This window comes from Arenimonas sp. (assembly GCF_035721105.1).
Lineage (GTDB): Bacteria > Pseudomonadota > Gammaproteobacteria > Xanthomonadales > Xanthomonadaceae > Arenimonas.
The window spans coordinates 1-22,449 of sequence record NZ_DASTNG010000033.1; the positions used below are offsets into that span (position 1 = coordinate 1).

16 protein-coding genes and 4 pseudogenes are annotated in these 22,449 nt (G+C 70.2%); 10 read left to right on the plus strand and 10 right to left on the minus strand.

Annotated features, from left to right (window positions below; translation table 11 throughout):
• A pseudogene (locus VFQ84_RS04360) lies at positions 1-384 on the minus strand (hypothetical protein); the annotation flags it as partial.
• Between the two features lie 83 nt (positions 385-467).
• Entirely contained in the window at positions 468-1,115 is a 648-nt protein-coding gene (locus tag VFQ84_RS04365) for an HNH endonuclease (protein ID WP_325129592.1), read from the minus strand.
• 115 nt (positions 1,116-1,230) lie between these two features.
• On the opposite strand from VFQ84_RS04365, the gene pip reads away from it, so the two are divergent.
• On the plus strand, positions 1,231-2,172 hold the full coding sequence (gene pip, locus VFQ84_RS04370) for a prolyl aminopeptidase (RefSeq protein ID WP_325129594.1): 942 nt from the start codon (positions 1,231-1,233) through the stop codon (positions 2,170-2,172).
• An 87-nt stretch (positions 2,173-2,259) separates the two neighbouring features.
• On the opposite strand, the gene VFQ84_RS04375 is transcribed toward pip, so the two are convergent.
• Genes VFQ84_RS04375 through VFQ84_RS04385 form a run of 3 tightly spaced genes read right to left on the minus strand, consistent with a single transcriptional unit; the run spans position 2,260 to position 4,260 of the window.
• Positions 2,260-2,796: an NUDIX hydrolase gene (locus tag VFQ84_RS04375; RefSeq protein WP_325129596.1), complete on the minus strand. Its 537-nt coding sequence runs from the start codon at positions 2,794-2,796 to the stop codon at positions 2,260-2,262.
• Between the two features lie 19 nt (positions 2,797-2,815).
• Entirely contained in the window at positions 2,816-3,697 is an 882-nt protein-coding gene (locus VFQ84_RS04380) for a 5'-3' exonuclease (RefSeq protein WP_325129599.1), read from the minus strand.
• Positions 3,694-4,260, minus strand: coding sequence for a nitroreductase (locus tag VFQ84_RS04385; RefSeq protein WP_325129601.1), 567 nt, complete (start codon positions 4,258-4,260; stop codon positions 3,694-3,696). Before VFQ84_RS04385 ends, VFQ84_RS04380 begins: the two co-directional genes overlap by 4 nt.
• A gap of 132 nt (positions 4,261-4,392) precedes the next feature.
• Between VFQ84_RS04385 and VFQ84_RS04390 the strand changes: the two genes are divergently transcribed.
• Both VFQ84_RS04390 and VFQ84_RS04395 read left to right on the plus strand, forming a co-directional pair.
• Positions 4,393-6,627 carry a DUF1631 family protein gene (locus tag VFQ84_RS04390; protein WP_325129603.1) on the plus strand — a complete coding sequence of 745 codons (2,235 nt, stop codon included), beginning with the start codon at positions 4,393-4,395 and terminating at the stop codon, positions 6,625-6,627.
• Between the two features lie 73 nt (positions 6,628-6,700).
• Positions 6,701-7,798 carry an NAD(P) transhydrogenase subunit alpha gene (locus tag VFQ84_RS04395; RefSeq protein ID WP_325129605.1) on the plus strand — a complete coding sequence of 366 codons (1,098 nt, stop codon included), beginning with the start codon at positions 6,701-6,703 and terminating at the stop codon, positions 7,796-7,798.
• A gap of 229 nt (positions 7,799-8,027) precedes the next feature.
• Here VFQ84_RS04395 and VFQ84_RS04400 read toward each other — a convergent pair whose 3' ends face one another.
• The 3 genes from VFQ84_RS04400 to VFQ84_RS04410 are packed head-to-tail and all read right to left on the minus strand — an operon-like array spanning position 8,028 to position 9,453.
• On the minus strand, positions 8,028-8,543 hold the full coding sequence (locus VFQ84_RS04400) for a DUF3106 domain-containing protein (protein ID WP_325129607.1): 516 nt from the start codon (positions 8,541-8,543) through the stop codon (positions 8,028-8,030).
• A complete protein-coding gene (locus tag VFQ84_RS04405) occupies positions 8,543-8,899 on the minus strand; it encodes a hypothetical protein (protein ID WP_325129609.1) in 357 nt (118 codons plus the stop codon). Before VFQ84_RS04405 ends, VFQ84_RS04400 begins: the two co-directional genes overlap by 1 nt.
• A complete protein-coding gene (locus VFQ84_RS04410) occupies positions 8,896-9,453 on the minus strand; it encodes an RNA polymerase sigma factor (protein ID WP_325129611.1) in 558 nt (185 codons plus the stop codon). The genes VFQ84_RS04405 and VFQ84_RS04410 overlap by 4 nt, the downstream gene beginning before the upstream one ends.
• Before the next feature lie 162 nt (positions 9,454-9,615).
• Between VFQ84_RS04410 and VFQ84_RS04415 the strand changes: the two genes are divergently transcribed.
• Both VFQ84_RS04415 and VFQ84_RS04420 read left to right on the plus strand, forming a co-directional pair.
• Positions 9,616-9,912, plus strand: coding sequence for an NAD(P) transhydrogenase subunit alpha (locus VFQ84_RS04415; protein ID WP_325129613.1), 297 nt, complete (start codon positions 9,616-9,618; stop codon positions 9,910-9,912).
• Between the two features lie 14 nt (positions 9,913-9,926).
• Positions 9,927-11,300: pseudogene (locus VFQ84_RS04420) on the plus strand (NAD(P)(+) transhydrogenase (Re/Si-specific) subunit beta); the annotation flags it as partial.
• A gap of 18 nt (positions 11,301-11,318) precedes the next feature.
• Here VFQ84_RS04420 and VFQ84_RS04425 read toward each other — a convergent pair.
• A complete protein-coding gene (locus VFQ84_RS04425) occupies positions 11,319-11,741 on the minus strand; it encodes a hypothetical protein (protein ID WP_325129617.1) in 423 nt (140 codons plus the stop codon).
• Positions 11,742-11,803: 62 nt separating this feature from the next.
• Here VFQ84_RS04425 and sufT point away from each other — a divergent pair, with 62 nt between their 5' ends.
• From sufT to VFQ84_RS04445, 4 genes and pseudogenes are all read left to right on the plus strand, one after another.
• Positions 11,804-12,358, plus strand: a complete 555-nt coding sequence (gene sufT, locus VFQ84_RS04430; protein ID WP_325129619.1) for a putative Fe-S cluster assembly protein SufT — start codon at positions 11,804-11,806, stop codon at positions 12,356-12,358.
• 362 nt (positions 12,359-12,720) lie between these two features.
• Positions 12,721-14,499: pseudogene (locus VFQ84_RS04435) on the plus strand (S8 family peptidase); the annotation flags it as partial.
• 141 nt (positions 14,500-14,640) lie between these two features.
• Positions 14,641-14,868, plus strand: a pseudogene (locus VFQ84_RS04440) (proprotein convertase P-domain-containing protein); the annotation flags it as partial.
• A 327-nt stretch (positions 14,869-15,195) separates the two neighbouring features.
• A complete protein-coding gene (locus VFQ84_RS04445) occupies positions 15,196-17,106 on the plus strand; it encodes a DUF11 domain-containing protein (protein ID WP_325129621.1) in 1,911 nt (636 codons plus the stop codon).
• A 160-nt stretch (positions 17,107-17,266) separates the two neighbouring features.
• On the opposite strand, the gene VFQ84_RS04450 is transcribed toward VFQ84_RS04445, so the two are convergent.
• The gene (locus tag VFQ84_RS04450; RefSeq protein WP_325129623.1) at positions 17,267-17,425 is read right to left on the minus strand and encodes a hypothetical protein; all 159 of its coding nucleotides are present in this window, start codon (positions 17,423-17,425) and stop codon (positions 17,267-17,269) included.
• On the opposite strand from VFQ84_RS04450, the gene VFQ84_RS04455 reads away from it, so the two are divergent.
• On the plus strand, positions 17,415-22,449 hold a 5,035-nt coding region (locus tag VFQ84_RS04455), incomplete at its 3' end, for an Ig-like domain-containing protein (RefSeq protein ID WP_325129625.1). The two genes, VFQ84_RS04450 and VFQ84_RS04455, sit on opposite strands and share 11 nt — an antisense overlap.

Consider the following 22,449-nt stretch of genomic DNA (forward strand, 5'->3'; position numbering starts at 1 on the left):
GGCCGCCGCCGGGGCGACAGGCTCGGCAGCGGGAGCGGCGGGCTTCGGCGCCGGCGGTGCGGGCGCCGCGGCCGGGGTGCCGGACTGGATCTGCGCGAACAGGGCCGCGAGCGCGTCGGCGGTGACCGGGCGCTGCAGCACGTAGTCGGTGTCGGCGCGGCCGCTGGCGGTCAGCGCCACCAGGGTCTTGCCGCTGCCGATGGCCTTCATCAGGCTCATCTGGCCGTACATCGAGTCCATGTCGATCACGAGGACGCCGGCTTCGGTTTCCGGCGTGAGCAACCAGTGGTTGCCGGTGCTTGCGTTGGCCTGCTTGAAGCGGGTGGTGATCTCGGCCTCTTCCTCGCGGGAAAGGCCGGCGAAGCAAATGCTGTGAGTGGTCATTACTGGTCGTCCCCCTGATCACGCCCGGCGGACGGGCGTGAAGGCCGGCAGTGTCGTTTGCCGGCCCGGCCCGCGTCAAATGCTCAGCAGAGCCGGGGCGGGCGCTTGGGCAGGTGGTGCTTCAGGAAGGCCATCTGGTCGGCCAGGATGTGCCGGTTCGAGAGGATCAGGTGTTCGACCCAGCTCGGCCGGTAGGGCACGGCCAGCAGCGGCATGCCGGCCTGCTGGGGCGTGCGGCCGCCCTTGCGGGAATTGCAGTGGAAGCAGGCGCAGACCACGTTTTCCCAGATGTCGCGGCCGCCCCGCGACACCGGGATGACGTGGTCGCGGGTCAGCGAGTGCCGGCCGTATTCGCGGCCGCAGTAGAGGCACAGGTTGGCGTCGCGGGCGAACAGGGCGGTGTTGGTGAGCGCCGGCGAAGGCGACAGCCCCTGGCTGCGGGCGTGGCTGCGGCCGGCGACGATCGGGTGCAGTTCGATGATGCTCTGCTGGCCGCTGGCGCGGTTGGTGCCGCCGTGCACGGTGAGGCAGGGGTCGCCCAGGGTCCAGGCCACGGCGCCGCGGACGTAAAGGCAAACGGCGTCCTGCCAGTGCATCCAGTCGAGGATGCGGCCGTGGGCGTCGAGCGAGAGGACGCGGGGCAGTCGGCTTTCACGGGCGGAAGCGGGCCCGGCCGGGGGGAGTGACGACCCGGAACCCACCAGACTCAGATGCGTTGGCCCTGTGCCCATGACAGACCGAGCATACGCCATGCCCATGACAGTTCAAGGGGCGCGGCACTGGCCGAGCGGCGCGCGCGGCGCGCGGGCTAGAATCGGGGCTTGCTCCAGCCAAGGAGGCGACCGAATGCGCGGCCTGTACCCCGAGATCGAACCCTACGACAGCGGCACCCTCGCCGTGGACGGCCGGCACCGGCTGTTCTACGAGCAGTGCGGCAATCCCGAGGGCAAGCCGGTGGTGCTGCTGCACGGCGGGCCGGGCGCCGGCTGCGGCGCCAAGATGCGGCGCTTCCACGACCCGGCGCGCTACCGGATCATCCTGTTCGACCAGCGCGGCAGCGGCCGTTCGACGCCGCACGCCGACCTGGTCGACAACACCACCTGGGACCTGGTGGCCGACATCGAGAAGCTGCGCAAGCACCTGGGCATCGCGCGCTGGCAGGTATTCGGCGGCAGCTGGGGTTCGACCCTGGCGCTGGCCTATGCCGAGGCGCATCCGGACCAGGTCAGCGAACTGGTGCTGCGCGGCATCTTCATGCTGCGCCGGTGGGAGCTGGAGTGGTTCTACCAGGAAGGCGCCTCGCGGCTGTTCCCCGACGCCTGGGACAAGTACCTGGCGCCGATCCCGGTGGTCGAGCGCCACGACCTGATGAGCGCCTACCACCGCCGCCTGACGTCCGAGGACGAAGCCACCCGCCTGGCCGCCGCGCGCGCGTGGTCGGTGTGGGAGGCCAGCACCAGCTTCCTGCGCCAGGACGAGGCCTTCATCAACAGCCACGAGGACGCGCACTTCGCGCTGAGCTTCGCGCGCATCGAATGCCACTACTTCGTCAACGGCGGCTTCTTCGACGCCGACGACCAGCTGCTGCGCGACGCGCATCGCCTCAAGGGCATCCCGGGCGTGATCGCCCACGGCCGCTACGACGTGGTGTGCCCGGTGCAGAACGCCTGGGACCTGAAGAAGGCCTGGCCGGAGGCGAAGCTGGAGATCGCCCCGAACTCGGGCCACTCGGCCTTCGAGGACGAGCTGACCGACATCCTCGTCCGCGCCACCGACGGCTTCCGCTGAGGAACCGATGCAGGAGCGCCTTCAGGCGCGAAGCTCTTGGCGAAAAGCTTCGCGCCTGAAGGCGCTCCTACAGGGTTTGCGTCGGGGTCAGGCCGGGCTGCCGTCGGGGTTCTTGTCGAGCAGCCACAGGCCCGCCCACAGCTTCGGGTCCATCGAATAGCCCTGGGCCATCTTCGCCGTGAGCCAGCGCGGGGCGTCGGCCACCGGCACTTCGTGCACGGTGATGTCCTCGGACGCGTCGCCGCCGCCGGCGTGCACGCGGACCAGGCCGCGGGCGCGCACGAAGGCAATCAGTTCGTTGCTCATGCCCGAGCTGGTCGGGCCGACCATCAATACCTTCACTTCGTCGGCGCGCCAGCCGGTTTCCTCGAGCAGCTCGCGGCGCGCGGCGTCTTCCATCGTGTCGTGCGCGTCGAGGTCGCCGACCAGGCCGGCCGGCATCTCGATCGTGGGCGCGCCCATCGGGATGCGGAACTGTTCGACGAACAGCAGCTTGTCCTCCGGCGTGACCGCGATGACGATCACCGCGCTGCCGGCATTGGTGCGCTCGGCGTATTCCCAGTGGCCCTTGCGCACCAGCCGCAGGTACTTGCCTTCGCACATCGTGGTGGGGGTGTCGCTCATCGGTAGCCTCGGGAAAGGGTCAGGCCGACATCAGTCGGCGGCGGGTCATGGGGCCCAGGCGCAGGTCCTCGGCCAGCGCCTCCAGTGCCGCGGTGTCGGGCGCGCGCCGCTCGGCGCTGCCCAGGTCCGCGGGCAGCGGGGCGTTGACGTCGATGGTCGCCAACCGGCGTGACAGCAGCGCGATGTCGCGATGCTCGGCCAGGCGCTGGGCGTGCTGGGCGCTGCCGCGCATGCGCAGGTAGGGCACTTCCGCCAGCCGCTCGTAAAGCGCGTCCAGGCTGCCGAAATGGCCAAGCAGGATCGCCGCGGTCTTGGCGCCGATGCCGGGCACGCCGGGGATGTTGTCGATCGCGTCGCCGGTGAGGCCCAGGTAGTCGGCGACCTGGTGCGCGTGGACGCCCAGCCTTGCCTTGACCCCGTCGGCGCGCCAGCGTACGTCCTTGGCGTAGTCCCACTGCTCGTCATCGCCATCGAGCAGCTGCGAGAGATCCTTGTCGGCCGAGATGATCAGTCCCGCGTGGCCGGCGCGGCGCACCTGGCCCAGCGCGGCGCCGATCAGGTCATCGGCCTCGTAGCGGCCATCGGCCAGCACCGGCAGCCCCAGCGCCCGGCACAGCCGCTGGCAATAGCCGAACTGGCGCTTGAGTTCGTCCGGCGCGGCGTCGCGGTTGGCCTTGTAGGCCGGGTAGATCTCGTTCCGGAAGTTCGAGTCCAGCGACTCGTCGAAGGCGACGGCGATGCGGGCCGGCCGCTGCCGCTCCAGCAGCTCGAGCATGAAGCGGGCGAAGCCGTGCACGGCGTTCACCGGCCAGCCCTCGCGGTCCTCGAATTCCGGCGGCATCGAGTGCCAGGCACGGAACACGTACAGGCTGGCGTCGACCAGGTGGACGGCCTGGGTCATGGCGTCCAGTCGCCGAGCAGGGCCGCCGGGTCCGGGCGCTGGCGCTCGGGCGCCAGTTCGGACGGGGTGCCCACGTGGATGAAGCCGAGCACGGTTTCCCCGGCCACCAGGCCCAGGCGGGCGGTGACCACCGGGTCGTAGGCGGCCCAGCCGGTCAGCCACTGCGCCCCGAAGCCCAGGGCCTGGGCCGCCTGCAGCAGGGCGAAGCAGACCGCGCCGCCGGACAGCAGCTGCTCTTGCTCGGGCACCTTGTGGCCCGGGGTCAGGCGGCCGATCACGGCCAGCACCAGCGGGGCCTGCGAGAAGCGCTGGCGGTCCTTCTCGACCGCGGCCGGGGCGGCCTGCGGGTCGCGCTCCAGGCTGCGCCGGGCCAGGATCTCGCCCAGCGTGGCCCGGTCCGGGCCCTGGATGCGAAGGAAGCGCCAGGGCACCAGCTTGCCGTGGTCGGGGACCCGCACCGCCTCGGCCAGCATGGCCAGGACCTGGTCGGGCGAGGGGCCGGGTTCGCCCAGCAGCCGGGACGGCACCGAGCGGCGGCGGCGCAGGAAATCGAGCTCGTTCATGAGCGCGAGGTTACCATTCACCCCACGCAGACAGCCGTCCGTGGGTTTTGCGAACCGGTTCACAGAAGGAACGTGCGACCCTCGCCAAACTGGCATCCACAGCGCGTAGTCCCCCCGGACGTGCAGAGGCCCATGAACAACACCACCTTCCCACCGCCGTCGCCACCGGCCAGCACCCGCGATCTCGTCGCGGCCATGCGCCGGCGCAGCACCGAACATCTGCAGGCGGTCCTGGCGCGGGTGTTCGCGCGTGCGGACGACTGGCTGTTCGACCTGGCCAAGAAGGACGGCGTGCCCGACGGCTCGCCCTACCTCCACGCCATGCGCGCGCTGCGCACCTCGCGCGCCCCGATCGAGCGCGGCTTCCGCGAGCACCTCGACCGCGGCTTCGAAGGCCTGGGCCGGCAGCTGGCGCCGCAGGCCGCGACCGACGGCAGCCCCGAACTGACCCTGCTCGAGGAAAGCGAACTCGAACAGCACCTGGCGACCAACCTGATCGCCGAGGCCATCACCCGCATCCACGGCAACCAGCTCGACGAGCTGTCCGCCCGGCTCGCCCGCATGCTGGGCATCGCCACGCTCGACCCCGAACTCAGCCCGCTCAGCGCCCACGGCCTGGCCGGGGCCATCCGCACCGCGCAGGAAGGGGTGGAAGTGCCGCCGGACGTCCGGATGGTGCTGTTCAAGTACTACGAGCGCGAGCTGATCCACGACCTGCGCGAGCTGCTGACCGACCTCAATGCCCGCCTGGCCGCCGCCGGCTTCAATCCGGCCGGTGCCCAGAAGCCGGCCCCGCGTCCGGCGCCCGCGCCGCCGCCGCCCTCGGCCGACGGCTATGCCGGCGCGGTGTCCGACTACGGCGGCAGCGCCGGGGCCGGGGCCGCCTCCGCGGGCGCCACGGCCGAAGACCGCGCCGTGTTCGACGCCCTGCTGCAGATGCTCCACACCTGGCGCCCGGGCAACCAGGCCGGCGCCGGCCCGACCACCGCGAACCCCGACCAGCGTCCGCTGGCGGCACCGGAAATGATGTCGGTGCTGTCGCTGCTGCAGGCCAGCGTGCCGAACTCGGTGTCCGAGGCGCTCAACCGCCCCGATGCCTCGCTGGCCGTGCTGCTCAAGAACGAGCTGCTGCAGAGCGCGGGCCGCATCGGCCTGCCGCCCGACAAAGTCAGCATGAGCCAGGACGACGAGGACGCGGTCGACCTGGTCGGCATGCTGTTCGACGTGATGTTCGACGAGCGCGACTTCGAGCAGGCCTCGCGCACGCTGATCTCGCGCCTGGTGGTGCCGTTCGTGAAGGCCGCGGTCATGGACCGCCGCCTCTTCCTCTACAAGACCCATCCCGCCCGCCGCCTGCTCAACTCGCTGGCCGAGGCCTGCGAGGGCAACCGCGGCGAAGGTCCGCAGGAGCGCGAGCTGCTGCAGAAGGCCGAGAGCACGGTCGACCGCCTGATCGCCGAGTTCAACGAAGACATCGCCATCTTCGAGACCCTCGAGCAGGAGCTGCGCTCCTTCCTCGACCAGCACCGTCGCCGCGTGGAGCTGGCCGAGCGCCGCGCCGCCGAGGCCCAGCGTGGCCAGGAGCGCCTGGAGCAGGCCCGCGAGCTGGCCGCCAAGGAGTTGGCCCAGCGCACCCAGGGGCTGGAGCCGACGCCGGCGATGGACGACTTCCTCAGCCGCTGCTGGACCCACCACCTGTCGATGATCGCGCTGCGCGAGGGTCCGGAAAGCGGTTCCTGGCAGACCGCCCTCACGGTGGCCGATCGCCTGCTGGCGCTGCTCCCGCGCGACGGCGTCGCCGCCGCGCCGGTCGGCCCGGCCGTGCAGGCCCTGCGCGAGCCGATCGAAGCCGTGCTCGCCAGCTCCGGCATCACCGGCGAGGCCGCCCAGGAGCAGATCAACGCCCTGGCCACCAGCCTCGAGCTGCTGGCCCTGGGCCAGACCCCGCCGCCGGTGCAGCCGCCGGTGGAAAACGTCATCAACCTGCCCGAGCGCCGCAGCCCGGCGACGGTCGCCGCCGCCGCGGCCCTGGCCGACCTGAAGCCGCGCCTGGAAGTGGTGGGCGGCCGCGACGACCTCGAGGTCAGCGAGTCCGACGTCGAGCAGATGCGCCAGCTCAAGGTCGGTACCTGGATCCACATCGCGGGCGAGGACGGCAAGCACCACCCGGTCAAGCTGTCCTGGGTCAGCCCGATCTCTTCCCGCCTGATGTTCGTCAACCGCCGCGGCGTGCGCGTGCTGGTGGCTTCGGTCGAGGAGCTGGCCGCCATGAAGCAGGAAGGCAACCTGCTGGTGCGCGAGCAGGAGAACGTGTTCGACCAGGTCCTGCACCGCGTGATGGGCAAGCTGCAGGGCGAGGCCGGCTGAGCCGATCCTCGCCCCTGCCGCCCCGCGGGCGCTTCCGGTAGCATCGAGGCATTCGCTCCGGGGAGTCGCAGGCATGGCGGTCAGCATCGTATTGGTTCGTGAAACCGCCGCCGGCGAACGCCGCGTGGCGATGTCGCCCGAAACCGCGAAGAAACTCACCGCCCTGGGGGCGCGCCTGCTGGTCCAGCGCGGCGCCGGGTTGCCGGCGCATTTCCCGGACGCGGCCTATGCCGGCGCCGAATTCACCGACGATGCCGACGCGGCCCTGGCCCGGGCCGACATCCTGGTGTGCGTGCAGCCGCCGGACAACGCCCGCCTGGCGCGCATGAAGCGCGGCGCCGTGGTGGTGGGCCTGCTGGCGCCGCATGCCGATCCGGCGCGCGTGGATACGCTGGTGTCGGCCGGCCTCACCGGCTTCTCGCTCGAACGCTTGCCGCGCACCACCCGGGCCCAGGCCATGGACGTGCTCAGCTCGCAGGCCGGCATGGCTGGCTACAAGGCCGTGCTGATCGCGGCCCAGCTGGCGCCGCGCTATTTCCCGATGCTCACCACCGCCGCCGGCACCATCCGGCCGTCGAAGGTGCTGATCGTCGGCGCCGGCGTCGCCGGGCTGCAGGCCATCGCCACCGCGCGCCGGCTGGGCGCCCAGGTCGAAGGCTTCGACGTGCGCCCCGAGACGCGCGAGCAGATCGAGTCGCTGGGCGGCAAGTTCCTGGACCTCGGCGTCAGCGCGGCGGGCGAGGGCGGCTACGCGCGCGAGCTCACCGCCGAGGAGCGCGCCGAGCAGCAGCGTCGCCTGGCCGAACACCTCAAGTCCGTGGACGTCATCGTCACCACGGCCGCGGTGCCCGGTCGTCCCGCGCCCAAGATCATCAGCGCGGCGATGGTGGCCGGCATGAAGCCCGGCAGCGTCATCGTCGACCTGGCCGCCGAGACCGGCGGCAACTGCGAGCTGACCCGCCCGGGCGAAACCTTCGAACAGGACGGCGTCACCGTCGCCGGCCCGCTGAACCTGCCCAGCCAGGGCAGCCTGCACGCCAGCGAGATGTACGCCCGCAACGTCTTCAACTTCCTCGCGCTTTCGCTCAAGGACGGCCAGCTGGCGCTGGACTGGGACGACGAACTGATCGCCAAGACCTGCCTGGCGCATGCGGGTGAGCGGCGCGGCTGATGCTCGGCGTCGGTGGGGGCGGGCGTGTTTGAACACGGATCAAATCTGATCAAATCTGATCAGAGCCGATAGAGCAAAAGTGCTCGAGTAGATCAAGGCGAACTGCCCGGCATCGCCGGAAATCAATAAATACTGCTTTATCCGCCCTGATCAGATTTGATCGGCTCTTATCCGTGTTCAATTCCTGGACCCACGCTCCACGCCACGGGCCCCAATTACGCGGCGATCCCTACTCCGAATCCCCAGGCGGCGGCGAGATCCCCGGCCCGCCGGTCTGCAGCCAGGCCCGGCGTGCCTCGGGCGTCATCCCGTGCCAGCGCTTGCGCAGGTCACGTTGCTCGTCCTCGGGAAGTGCCCGCATCGCCTGCATGCTGGCGCGCATCTTCGCGCGCAGTTCGGGCGGCAGGTCGCGGAAATTGCGGGCGCCGCTGCGCAGCTTCTCGCGCTGCTCGGGCGTCATCGCCTCCCAGCGCGCCTTGCGTTCCACCCACTCCAGGGCGCGCACGCGGCGCGATGCCGGCAGCTCGTCCCAGTCCTCGCGCAGGCGCGCCAGGGCCTGCTGCTGGTCGGGCGTCAGCGCGTCCCAGGTGGGGACGATGACGCCTGCGGGCACCGGCGTCGTGCCGTGCGCGTGGCCCCGGTCGTCGTGATGGCGGTCGCCGCGGTCACCCCGGTCGTCGCGCGCCATGGCCGGGCCGGCCAGCACCAGGCCCAAGGCGAGGGCGAGGGCCGCGAGCGCGCGCATCACAGCCGCGGCCCCGCCGCGGTGGCGACCGGCGCATCGGCCAGCCACAGATAGAGCTCGGGATCTTCCTCGGACAGCAGGGTGTCGAACTCGCCGGCGGGCGCCGGGATCGCGGCGACATCGGGCAGTTCCGCGGCCGGGCGCCCGGTGCCGGGCATCCACCAGGCCAGGCCCAGCGCCAGCACCGCGGCCGCGAACGCGCCGGCCGGGACCAGGCCGGGCAGGACGCGACGGCGCGGCTGTTGGGCTTCGTGCCGGGCCCGGCGCAGGCGGAAGGCCGCGCCGTGGTCCAGCTTCTCGCTGGCGCGCTCGAACAGCGCGCGGGCGCGTTCATCGATGGGGTCGGGGCGGCTCATCGCCAGTCCTCCAGGTGGGTGCGCAGGGCGGCCATCGCCCGCGATAAATGGGTTTTCACGGAGCCGTCGGAACAGCCCATGGCGGCGGCGGTCTCGGCCACGTCCAGGCCCTGCAGCTCGCGCAGCAGGTAGGCCTCGCGCTGGCGCCGGGGCAGCTGCCGCAGCGCCTTGCCCAGCGCGGCCCAGGCCTGGGCATCGGCGTGCCGGCGGGCCGGGTCCTCGCCCGGGTCGGGCAGCAGCTCCAGCGGGTCGCCCGGCTCGTCCTCGTGCCGGCCCAGCACCGCCATCACCTTGCGCCGGACCGTGTTGCGGCGATGCCGGTCGGTGACCTGGCGGCGAAGGATCGACCAGAACAGCGGCGTCCATTCCGTCGCCGGTCGGTCGCGGTAGGCCACCAGCTTCACCATCGCGTCCTGGACCGCGTCTAGGGCGTCCTCGCGCTGGCCCAGGGCCAGCTCGGCCATGCGGAAGGCGCGCCGCTCCACGGACGCCAGGAAGGCGTCGAACGCGGCATGCGCGGTGGACGGCGCGGCGGGGGCGGCGTCGAAAGGCATCACGGGTGGGCGGGGCGGGTGGCCATGCCGGTTTATAACGCATCGCCCGGGCAGCGGTTGACCGCGCCGGGGCATCGCCCGCCCCGGCCGCGGCGTCCCCCTAGCCGCTGTTTAGCCAGCGGTTATGATGGGTCCGGTCGCGCATCCGCGCGGGGAGGGGACATGGACGGTTTCGTCGCGCTCTACATCTTCGTGCTCGCCGCCTTCACGGGCTACGAGATCATCGGCCGCGTGCCGGTGATCCTGCACACGCCGCTGATGTCCGGCTCCAATTTCGTGCACGGCATCGTGATGATCGGCGCGATGGTGGTGCTGGGCCATGCCGACACGACCACCGAGAAGGTGATCGGCTTCCTGGCCGTGCTGATGGGCGCCGGCAACGCCGCCGGTGGCTACGTGGTCACCGAGCGCATGCTCGAGATGTTCAAGTCCTCCAAGAAGCCGGGAGCCGGCGCATGAGCGGCTGGCTGCTTCCGCTGGTCAAGGCCAGCTACTTCGTCGCCGCGCTGCTGTTCATCCTGGGCATCAAGCGCATGGCCTCGCCGGTCACCGCGCGCAGCGGCATCCAGTGGGCCGGCATGGGCATGCTGGTGGCGACCGCGGCCACGTTCGCGCTGCCCGGCCTGCACAACCTGCCGCTGATCGCGCTGGCGGTGGTGCTGGGCACGGCGGTCGCCTGGATTTCCGGCAAGCGCGTCGCGATGACCGACATGCCGCAGATGGTGGCGCTGTACAACGGCCTGGGCGGCGGCTCCGCGGCCGCCATCGGCGCGGTCGAGCTGCTCAAGTATTCGGGCGGCGAGCCGGTGCCCTCGCAAACCGCGCTGGTGCTGGCGGTGGTGGGCTCGCTGATCGGCTCGATCTCGCTCACCGGCTCGGTGATCGCCTGGGCCAAGCTCGACGGGCGCCTGGACAAGCGCTTCACCTTCCCCGGCCAGCAGGTGTTCAACGCGCTGGTGTTCGTGGCGGCGATCGCGCTCGGCGCGCTCACGGTCTACGGCCTCGACCAGCCGGTGATCATCGGCTTCTTCGTCACCGCGCTGGCGCTGGGCATCCTGATGACGCTGCCGATCGGCGGCGCCGACATGCCGGTGGTGATCTCGCTCTACAACGCGCTGACCGGCCTGGCCGTGGCCTTCGAGGGCTACGTGCTGCAGAACGAGGCGCTGATCATCGCCGGCATGGTGGTTGGCGCGGCCGGCACCATGCTGACCCAGCTGATGGCCAAGGCCATGAACCGCTCGATCGCCAGCGTGCTGTTCGGCAGCTTCGGCCAGACCGGCGAGGCCGCCGAGATCACGGGCGCGCAAAAGCCCACCGAAGCCTGCGACGTCGCCGCGATGATGGCCTACGCCGAGCGCGTGGTGATCGTGCCCGGCTACGGCCTGGCCGTGGCGCAGGCCCAGCACAAGGTCTGGGAGTTGACCCAGGTGCTGATGAAGCGGGGCGTCAAGGTGCGCTTCGCCATCCACCCGGTCGCCGGCCGCATGCCCGGGCACATGAACGTGCTGCTGGCCGAGGCCGGCGTGCCCTACGACCTGATCGCCGACATGGACGACATCAACCCCGAGTTCCCGAGCACCGACGTCTCCCTGGTGATCGGCGCCAACGACGTGGTGAACCCGGTGGCCAAGACCGATCCGGCCTCGCCGATCTACGGGATGCCGATCCTGGACGTGGTGGATTCGAAGAACACCATCGTCATCAAGCGCGGCAAGGGCACGGGCTTCGCCGGCATCGAGAACGCCCTCTTCTATGCCGACAACACCCGCATGCTCTACGGCGACGCGGCCGCGGCGGTCAGCCAGCTGGTGGCCGAGCTCAAGGCGGTGGACGGCGGGCACTGAGCCCGCCGCTGCCAGGGGCTAGCGGCCCAGCCGCCAGGCCAGCGCCAGCGCCAGCGCCGCCCAGGCGATGTCCCAGGGCGAGGTGGCGTGGCGGACCAGTTCGCCCGCCAGCACCGGGCCCAGGCGCTGCGAGGACTCCAGCGGGCTGAGCCCGAGCAGCAGGCCCATCTGGGTCGCGACCATCATCCAGTAGCTGGCCGCGATCGCCGCCGCGGTGCCGGCCAGCGCCAGCGAGGCCCGCAGCCGGCCGGCGGGGGCCGCGGCCAGCCGCATCATGAACACGATGTCCAGCGCCGCCAGGACCGCCAGCCAGCCGGCGGTGCTGCGGAAATAGAGGTAAACGGCCAGCCAGAGCGCGACCATGCCCAGCACGCCCACCCCCAGGGCCAGCAGCGGCAGCAGCCAGGCGCGGGCAGTGCGGGAACGGTTCGTTGGCGACAAGGCGGTTTCCTGGGCGGGCAACGGGCTAAAATAGCCGCCTTTGACGCCAGGCGAAACCTGCAGTGAGCTACTCCCGTACCAGCGAACCGGTGAAATTCGAACGCGACTGTGCGGCCGTCATGGTGCCGCAGGGCGAAGCCGTGACGCTTCCGGCGGGAACCACCGGCTACATCACCCAGGCCCTGGGCGGCTCGTTCACCGTGTTCGTGGACGGCAACCTGTTCCGCATCGCCGGGGATGACGCCGACGCGATCGGCAAGCCCCGGCCCGCGCCGCTGGAACTGCCCGAGGGGGCCGGCGACGCCGAGGTCGAGAAGCTGGTGTGGGAGCAGCTGCGGACCTGCTTCGACCCGGAGATCCCGGTCAACATCGTCGAGCTGGGCCTGGTCTACGACTGCGACCTGGGCCGCAACGCCGAGGGCGAGCGCACGGTGGCGGTGCGCATGACCCTCACCGCGCCCGGCTGCGGCATGGGCGACATCCTGGTCGAGGACGTGCGCACCAAGGTCGAGCGCGTGCCGACCGTGGTCGAGGCCGACGTGGAGCTGGTGTTCGACCCGCCCTGGAACCAGTCGATGATGTCCGACGCCGCCAGGCTCGAGACCGGCCTGTTCTGATCCCCGGACGGCCTCCGGCCGACCGTACGCCGGGACGAAATCGCGCAGTTGTTGCGCCGCCGCAGATCGGCGGCGCGCCGCCGCTTGTCCGGAAACCCACTGTTTACGCGGACTTCACGGCCGTCGGAAAAGCTTGCGGCGCCGCCGCTTGACCCGTGACTTTCGTCACGCTAGCGTCGGGCTCGTGTCATGTAGTTGTGAACTGCATCACACGTCCGGGTGGCGAAAATCTCCCCGCTACGATCGTGGCCATTGATGGCCCGCGCGGGGGCAAGTTTGGCCAGGGGACCCGGGGCATGGAAGCAAACACGGCCGCCTGGCGGCCTTCTTGCAATCATTTTCGGGGAACCATCACTGTGAGCATGAATACACGCAAGCTCCGCCTGCGCGGGCTCGTTGCGGCCACCACCCTTGCCCTGGCCGCGCACTCCGCGTTCGCCGCGGGTCCGCAGTCCAGCCCGTTCGTCGACCTCGGCACGCTCGACGCCGACACCCAGTTCGATCGCTTCATCGTCAAGTACCGCGACGGCAGCGCCGAAGCGGTCAACCCGGCCGCCTTCGAGCGCTCGCTGCACTCGGCCTCCGGCCGTGCCAACCAGATGGTCCAGGCCGCGCGCCTGCAGCGCGGTGAGCGCGGCACCATCAACAAGCCGCTGGTCGCCAGCCACGTGCGCCGCATGTCGCTGGGCGCCGACGTCATCGCCGTGTCCCAGAAGCTGGGCCGCCAGGACGCCGAGACCCTGATGCGCGAGATCGCCGCGAACCCCAACGTGGAGTTCGTGCAGGTCGACCGCGTCATGAAGCACACGCTGACGCCGAACGACACCCGCTATTCCGAGCAGTGGGGCTTCTCCAGCACCACCGCCGGCATCCGCGCCAACCAGGCGTGGGACGTCGCCACCGGTGAAGGCATCATCGTCGCGGTGCTCGACACCGGCTATGTCGCCCACAGCGACCTGGCCGCCAACATCTCCGGCGGCTACGACTTCATCTCCAGCTCGTCCATCGCCGGCGACGGCAATGGTCGCGACTCGGATCCGAGCGATCCGGGCGACTACTCCGGCGGCCAGTCCTCCAGCTGGCACGGCACCCACGTGGCCGGCACGGTCGCGGCCGTCACCAACAACGCCAAGGGCGTCGCCGGCACCGCGTTCAACGCCACCGTCATGCCGGTCCGCGTCCTGGGTCGCGGCGGCGGTTCGACCTCCGACATCGCCGACGCCATCATCTGGGCTTCGGGCGGCAGCGTCAGCGGCGTGCCGACCCTGTCGGCGGCCCAGGCGGCCGACGTGATCAACATGTCGCTCGGCGGCAGCGGTTCCTGCGACACGCTGACCCAGAACGCCATCAACAGCGCCGTCAGCCGCGGCACCACCGTGGTCGTGGCCGCCGGCAACAGCAACGCCAACGCCGCGAACTTCACCCCGGCCAGCTGCAACAACGTGGTCAACGTGGCGTCGATCACCAGCGCCGGCGCGCGTTCGAGCTTCTCCAACTACGGCGCGTCGATCGACGTGTCGGCCCCGGGCTCGGGCATCCTTTCGACCCTGAACTCCGGCAGCACCACGCCGGGCGCCGAGTCGTACGCGTCCTACAACGGCACCTCGATGGCGTCCCCGCACGTCGCCGGCGCCGTTGCCCTGGTGCAGAGCCGCCGCCTGGCCCTGGGCCTGCCGCTGTACACCCCGGCCGAGGTCGAGGCGCAGCTCAAGGCCACCGCGTATCCGCTGCCGGGCGCCTGCTCGGGCGGTTGCGGCGCGGGCATCATCGACGCCAAGGCCCTGGTGGACGCGGCCGGTGGCTCCACGCCGCCGCCCCCGCCGCCGCCGCCGACCGGTGGCACCCTGACCAAGGGCGTCGCGGTCACCGGCCTGTCGGCCAGCACCGGCAACTCGCTCAACTACACGATGGCCGTGCCCGCGGGCGCGTCCAACCTGACGTTCTCGATCTCCGGTGGTACCGGTGACGCGGACCTCTACGTGCAGTTCGGCAGCGCGCCGACCGACTCGTCCTACGTCTGCCGCCCGTACCTCGGTGGCAACAGCGAGACCTGCACCATCGCGGCCCCCTCGGCCGGCACCTACTACGTCCGCGTGAAGGCCTACTCGAGCTTCTCCGGCGTCAGCCTGGTGGGCAACTACACCGAGGGTGGTGGTGGTGGCGGCAGCCCGCAGACCTACTCGAACACGGCTGACTACCAGATCCGCGACAACACCACGGTCGACAGCCCGATCACGGTCTCCGGCCGCAGCGGCAATGCCCCGAGCAATGCCTCGCTGTCGGTGAACATCGTGCACACCTATCGCGGTGACCTGCGGGTCGACCTGGTGGCGCCGGATGGCTCGCTGTACAACATCAGCAACCGTGCCGGCGGCAGCGCCGACAACCTGGTGGGCACCTACACCGTCAACCTGTCGTCGGAAGCCCTCAACGGCACCTGGCGCCTGCGCGTCAACGACAACGCGGGCGGTGACATCGGCTACATCAACAGCTGGTCGATCACGTTCTGAACCCTGCGGTAGATTGAGCTAGACCTGACCCCGGCTTCGGCCGGGGTCTTTTTTTGGCCGCAGCTTGGGACGCACCCGTCCATTCAGGTTTGTGAGCAAAAATAAGCCGGCGGACCCTGATGGCCCCGATCCCGTGACTTTTTTCGCCGTGAGGCGTCGCAACCGGTCCTGGATTGTCAAAAAGTGACCTAGAAAAATATTTATAAAACAGTGTCTTACAGTGGACTAGGTGAATATTGTTCACTAGAATGCCGGCGACGCAACGGGCGTGGGCCCGGGCAAACGGCACACCGCTGACGCCAAAAGGCAAGGCGAAAAAGGGGACACATGTCGCATTTCAAGATCGCGCCGTCATGCGGCGCTCATCGTCGTGCCAGCCTCGCGCGACGCGTGTCGCGCGCGGTGTCCCTGCTGCTCTGCCTGGTTCCCGTCGCCAGCGTCCATGCCTGGGAGCCCGGCAAGGATGGCAGTCGCGTCGTGGCCGCCAACACGGCCTACACGGCGCTGCCGGAAGTGCGCATCACCACCTTGTCCGCTGGCGCCTCCGCGGGTGCCTCGACCATCACGCTGGCGAGCGCCACCGGCATCGGTGCCGGCGACGTACTCATGCTCTACCAGGCGCAGGGCGCCACCATTTCCTCCGTCGACACGGCCGCCTACGGCGCCGTCACCAGCCTGGGCAATGCCGGCCGCTATGAACTGGTTTCGGTGCTGGGCGTCGCGGGCAATGTCGTCACCCTCAGTCCGGCCTGCGGCGCGGCGCCGCTGCTGTTCTCCTACGACAGCGGCAGCCAGGTGATCCGCGTGCCGCAATACAGCACGCTCACCATCAATGCCGCGGCGACGCTTCAGGCGCCGGCATGGAATGGCAGCACCGGTGGCGTCATGCCGCTGCTGGTGCAGGGTGCCTTGACGATCAACGGGGTGCTGTCCGCCACCGGCTCCGGGTTCCGCGGCGGCGTCCTGGACAACGACACCACCGCTGCCGGCACCGACGTCACGCTGTTCCGCGGCAATGCCACCGCGAACGGCGGCGAGAAAGGCGAAAGCATCGCCGGCTTCCAGGCCCAGTACGACCTCATCAATGGCCGCTACGGGCGCGGAGCGCCGGCCAACGGCGGTGGCGGCGGCAATGCGCACAATGCCGGCGGCGGCGGGGGTGCCAACGGCGGCACCGGGACCTGGACCGGGCAGGGCAACCCAAGCACGACCACGGCCAACTGGGCCAATGCCTGGAACCTCGAGGCGGCCGGTTTCGCGACCAGCACCTCGCCGGGCGGCGGTCGCGGCGGCTACACCTACGGTAGCGCCGACCAGAATGCACTCACCACCGCGCCGGGCACGGCGACCTGGGGCGGCAACAACCGCCGCCAGCGCGGCGGCCTCGGTGGCCGGCCGCTGGCCAACAGCCCGGCCAATTCCGCCAGCACCCGCATCTTCCTGGGCGGCGGCGGCGGCGCGGGCGACTCCAACAACAACTCCGGTTCGTCGGGCGCGGCCGGCGGCGGCTTCGTGCTGGTGATCGCCGGCTCCGTGGGGGGCTCCGGCCAGATTCGTGCGGACGGCAACACCGCCGCCAACTCCAACAATTCGAACAACGATGCGCCCGGTGGTGGCGGCGGCGGCGGCAGCGTCCTGGTGTCCGCTGGCAGCGCGAGCGGCGTCACCGTGTTCGCGCGCGGTGGCAATGGCGGCAACCAGCTGATCAACAACACCGAGTCCGAGGGCCCGGGTGGCGGCGGTGGCGGCGGTTTCGTCGCGGCGCCCGCTGCGCTCACGGCCACCGTGACGGGCGGCGCCAACGGCATCACGCAATCGACCGCAGTCACCGAATTCACCCCGAACGGTGCCACCCGCGGCGCGGCCGGCAACACCGCCACCGTGCCGGCGCTGGGCGCGCTGCCGGTCTGCGCGACGGCCGCCACGATCACGCTGGGCGTCACCAAGTCCGACTCGCTGTCGGCGTTCACGCCTGGCGGCACCGCGACCTACACGGTGGTGGTGACCAACAGCGGCACCGTCCCGGCCGTCGGCGCCTTGGTCGAAGACAACCTGCCTGCGGGCCTGACCCTCACCGGTCCCTGGACCTGCGTGGCGTCGGCCGGCGGAAGCTGCCCGGCCAGCGGCGGCGTCGCCGGCGGCACCAGCATCAGCCTGGCCGGAAACCTCGCCGCCGCAGGCGGCACGCTGACTGTTTCCATTCCCGTGGCCTTCTCGGCCAACCCCAACGCGTACTGAGTGCCCGAGTGATGACTGCCAACTTCCACCCGGGCACGACGCCTGACCACGCCGGTCGCGGAGCTTTCATGGCCATGTTCCGATCCCGCCCCGTCCAAATCGTCCGGGCGGCCGCATTGATGCTGGGCTTGCTCGCCGCGGGCACGACCCAGGCGCAGGATTATCCGGCCACGGTCGCCAACACGGTCACGGTGACGGCGCCGGACGGCACGATCTCGACGGCCACCGACACCAACACGTTGGTGGACCAGGCGGATGTCGTCGTCACCAAGGGCGTGGACGACGCGACGCCGGATGTCGCCAGCAACGTGGTGTTCACCATAACCGCCACCAACAACGGACCGGCGCCCGCGGTCGGCGTGGTGGTCAATGACCTGCTGCCCGATGGCTATGCCCTGGTGGTCGCCACGCCCAGTGTCGGCAGCTACGACGGCCTGTCCGGCGTCTGGACCGTGGGCACGCTGGCCAACGCGGGCAGCGCGACGCTGGTCGTGGAAGCCACCGTCCTGGCCACCGGCAACTACCAGAACACCGCCACGGTGACGGCGACGACGCCGGATCCGACCCCCGGCAACAATTCCGACAGCGAAACGCCGACGCCCGGCCCGGTGGCCGATCTCTCGGTGGCGAAGCTGCTGCTGTCCAGCTCGCCGGTCGCGGCCGGTGGGCCGGTGCAATACCAGGTCACGATCGCCAACGCCGGACCGTCGCCGGTGCTGGGTGCGACCTTCGCCGACACCGTGCCGAGCGGCCTGGTGGGCGCGACCTGGACCTGTGCGCCTGCGGCCAACTGCAGCAGCAGCGCCGGCGCGGGTGATGTCGGCCTGTTGCTCGACATCCCGGCGGGTCAAAGCGTGGTCGTCGTGATGTCCGGAACGGCGCCCGTGGCGACGCCTGCGACGATCGGCGCGAACACCGCGACCATCAGCGTGCCGGCTGGCATCAGCGACCCCGACGCCGGCAACGACACCGACACGGTGCCGCCGATCACCGTCGATCCCCTCGCGATCGTCGCGGTGGCCGACACCGGTTCGGTCGCCAGCGGCGCGACCGGCGGCGTGGCCGTCCCGAACGTCCTGGCCAACGACACGCTCGACGGCGCCCCGGCGACCTTGGCGAACGTGACGCTGACCCAGGTCAGCACCACCAACCCGAACGTGACCCTGAACCCGGCCACGGGCGAGGTCAGCGTCGCGGCCGGCACCCCGGCCGGCAGCTACACCGTCGTCTATGAAATCTGCGAGCTCCTGAACCCGGCCAACTGCGACACCGCCGCGGTCACGGTCACGGTCGCCAACGCGCCGCCCGTGGCCCAGGACGATGCGGCGACCGTCGTTGAGTCGAGCGTCGGCAACGTGATCAACGTCCTCGCCAACGACAGCGACCCCGAGGACGGCGCGCCGGTGGTCACGGTTTCCAGCGGCACGACGGCCAATGGCGGCAGCTTCAGCTGCTCGGCCACGCAGTGCACCTACACGCCGGTCGCCGGCTACATCGGCAACGACAGCTTCAGCTACGAGGCTTGCGACACCAACGGCCTGTGCGATACCGCGACCGTGGCGATCACCGTGGTGCCGCGCACGCTCTCCATCGTAACCGCGCCGGTTTGCGTCGCCGACGCGGCCTACCTTGACTACAGCATCGCCGGTGGCAACTTCGATGCGACGGGCCTGGACGCCACCATCGAGTGGCTCGATGGCCTGGGCAACGTCGTGCAGACGCTCAATGCCCAGCCGCTCAGCGGCCAGCTGCTGTGGCCGGGCATGGTGGTCAACGCCGGCGTCGCCAGCGATTGGCCCGGTTGGGTGCTGTCCGGCGGCCTTTGGGTGCAGGCGCCCGATGGTTTCGAGGGCCTGCGGCCCAGCGCCACCGTCCGCATCAGCGTGAACCCGACCGAAGTGGTCATCGTCAACTATCCGCCCGCCACGCCGCTGTGCGAGGCAGCGCCGCCGGTGAACCAGTCGCCCATCGCCGTCGACGACAGTGATGCCACGGTCGGCGTCGCGCCGGTCACGACGACCGTCCTTGCCAACGACAGCGATCCGGAAGCCGGTCCGCTGGCGGTTTCCATCGCCGTGGCCCCGGCCAACGGCCTCGTCGTCGTCAACGGCGACGGCACCGTCACTTACACGCCGAACGCTGGCTTCCAGGGCGTCGACACCTACCAGTACACCATCACCGATGCCGCGGGGCTTACCGACACGGCCACCGTCACCATCACGGTCACCTGGTTGCCGGTAGACGCTGTCGACGACAGCGGCTCGGTGCCGAATGGCGCCGTGGGTGGCCTGGCGGTGCCGGACGTGCTGTTCAACGACACGCTGGATGGTGCGCCGGCGACCCTCGCGACGGTGACCCTGGCCCAGGTCAGCACGACCGATCCGAACGTCACGCTGGATACGGCCACTGGCGAAGTGAACGTCGCCGCCGGCACGCCCGCCGGCACCTACACCGTCGTCTACCAGGCCTGTGAGCTCCTGAATCCGGCCAACTGCGATACCGCGACCGTCACGGTCACGGTGGGTGCGGCCGTGATCGATGCCGTGGCCGACACGGGCACCGTTGCGAATGGCGCCAGCGGCGGCGTGGCCGTGGCTGATGTCCTGGTCAATGACACGCTCAACGGTTCGCCGGCCACGCTGGCGACGGTCAGCCTGACCCAGGTCAGCACGACCAATCCGAACGTGACGCCGAACCCGGCGACCGGTTCTGTGGATGTCGCGCCGGGTACCCCGGCCGGCACCTACACCGTCGTGTACCAGATCTGCGAAGTCCTCAACCCGACCAACTGCGATACGGCGTCTGTGGCCGTGACCGTCGGCGCAGCCGTCATCGACGCCGTCGCCGACACGGGCACGGTAGCCAACGGTGTTGCTGGCGGCGTGGCGGTCCCGAACGTGCTGGTCAATGACACGCTTAACGGCGCTGCGGCGACCTTGGCAGACGTGTCCCTTACGCAGGTTTCGACCAGCAATCCGAACGTGACGCTGAACCCGGCGACGGGCGCGGTGGATGTCGCGCCGGGCACTCCGGCGGGCACCTACTCGGTTGTTTACCAGCTCTGCGAAATCCTGAACCCGACGAACTGCGACACCGCGACCGTCACGGTGACGGTGGGTGCGGCCATCATCGACGCCGTGGATGACACGGGCTCGGTGGCCAACGGTGCTGCGGGCGGCGCGGCGGTCCCGAACGTGCTGGTCAACGACACGTTGAACGGCGCGCCGGTGACGCTGGCGACGGTCAGCCTGACCCAGGTCAGCACGACCAATCCGAACGTGACGCTTAACCCGGCGACGGGTTCGGTGGACGTGGCCGCCGGTACGTCGGCAGGCACCTACACCTTGATCTACGAGATCTGCGAGATCCTTAATCCGTCCAACTGCGACACCGCGACCGTCACAGTAACGGTGGGTGCGGCCGTGATTGATGCCGTCGACGACACGGGCACGGTGGCCAACGGTGCTGCTGGCGGCGTGGCGATCCCGAACGTGCTGGTCAACGACACGTTGAACGGCGCTGCGGCGACCTTGGCGGACGTTTCCCTGACGCAGGTTTCGACCAGCAACCCGAACGTGACGCTGAATCCGGCGACGGGTGAGGTGAACGTCGCGCTGGGTACCCCGGCCGGCACCTACACGGTGGTGTACCAGATCTGCGAGATCCTCAACCCGACCAACTGCGACACCGCGACCGTCACGGTGACGGTGGGTGCGGCCGTGATCGATGCGGTCGACGACAGCGGTTCGGTGGCCAGCGGCGCGACCGGCGGCTCGGCCGTTCCGAACGTGTTGGCCAACGACACACTCAACGGTTCGCCGGCGACGCTGGCGACGGTTACGCTGACCCAGGTCAGCACGACCAACCCGAACGTGACCTTGAACCCCGCGACGGGTGGAGTGGATGTTGCCGCTGGTACGCCGGCTGGCACCTACACGGTCGTGTACCAGCTCTGCGAGCTGCTCAATCCGACCAACTGCGACAACGCGACCGTCACGGTGACGGTGGGTGCGGCCGTGATTGATGCCGTCGACGACACGGGCACGGTGGCCAACGGTGCTGCGGGCGGCGTGGCCGTGGCCGACGTCTTGGTCAATGACACTCTCAACGGTTCGCCGGCGACCCTGGCGACGGTCGCGCTGACGCAGGTCAGCACGACCAATCCGAACGTGACGCTGAATCCGGCGACGGGTGAGGTGAACGTCGCGCCGGGTACGTCGGCCGGCACCTACACGTTCGTGTACCAGATCTGCGAGCTGCTCAACCCGACCAACTGCGACACGGCGACCGTCACGGTGACCGTGGATGCGGCCGTGGTTGATGCCATCGACGACACGGGCACGGTGGCCAACGGTGCTGCTGGCGGCGTGGCGGTCCCGAACGTGCTGGTCAACGACACGCTTGACGGCGCGCCGGCGACGCTGGCGACGGTTGCGCTGACCCAGGTCAGCACGACCAACCCGAACGTGACCTTGAACCCCGCGACGGGTGGAGTGGATGTTGCCGCTGGTACGCCGGCCGGCACCTACACGATCGTGTACCAGCTCTGCGAGCTGCTCAATCCGACCAACTGCGACAACGCGACCGTCACGGTGACGGTGGGTGCGGCCGTGATTGATGCGTTCGATGACACGGGCACGGTGGCCAACGGTGCTGCGGGCGGCGTGGCCGTGGCCGACGTCTTGGTCAATGACACGCTCAACGGTTCGCCGGCGACCCTGGCGACGGTCGCGCTGACCCAGGTCAGCACGACCAACCCGAACGTCACGCTGAACCCGGCGACGGGTTCGGTGGACGTGGCCGCCGGTACGCCGGCGGGTACGTACACGGTCGTGTACCAGATCTGCGAGCTGCTCAACCCGACCAACTGCGATACGGCGACCGTCACGGTGACGGTGGGTGCGGCCGTGGTTGATGCCGTCGACGACACCGGTTCGGTTGCCAGTGGCGCCACCGGCGGCGTGGCGGTCCCGGACGTGCTGGTCAACGACACGTTGAACGGCGCGCCGGCGACCCTCGCGACGGTCACGCTCACCCAGATCAGCACGACCAATCCGAACGTGACGCTGAATCCGGCGACGGGTGAGGTGAACGTCGCGCCGGGTACCCCGGCGGGCACCTACACGGTCGTTTACCAGCTCTGCGAGATCCTCAACCCGACCAACTGCGACACGGCGTCCGTCACCGTGACCGTCGGCGCGGCCATCATCGACGCCGTCGACGACGTGGGCACGGTGGCCAACGGTGCTGCTGGCGGCGTGGCCGTGGCTGATGTCCTGGTCAATGACACGCTCAACGGCGCTGCGGCGACCTTGGCGGACGTGTCCCTGACGCAGGTTTCGA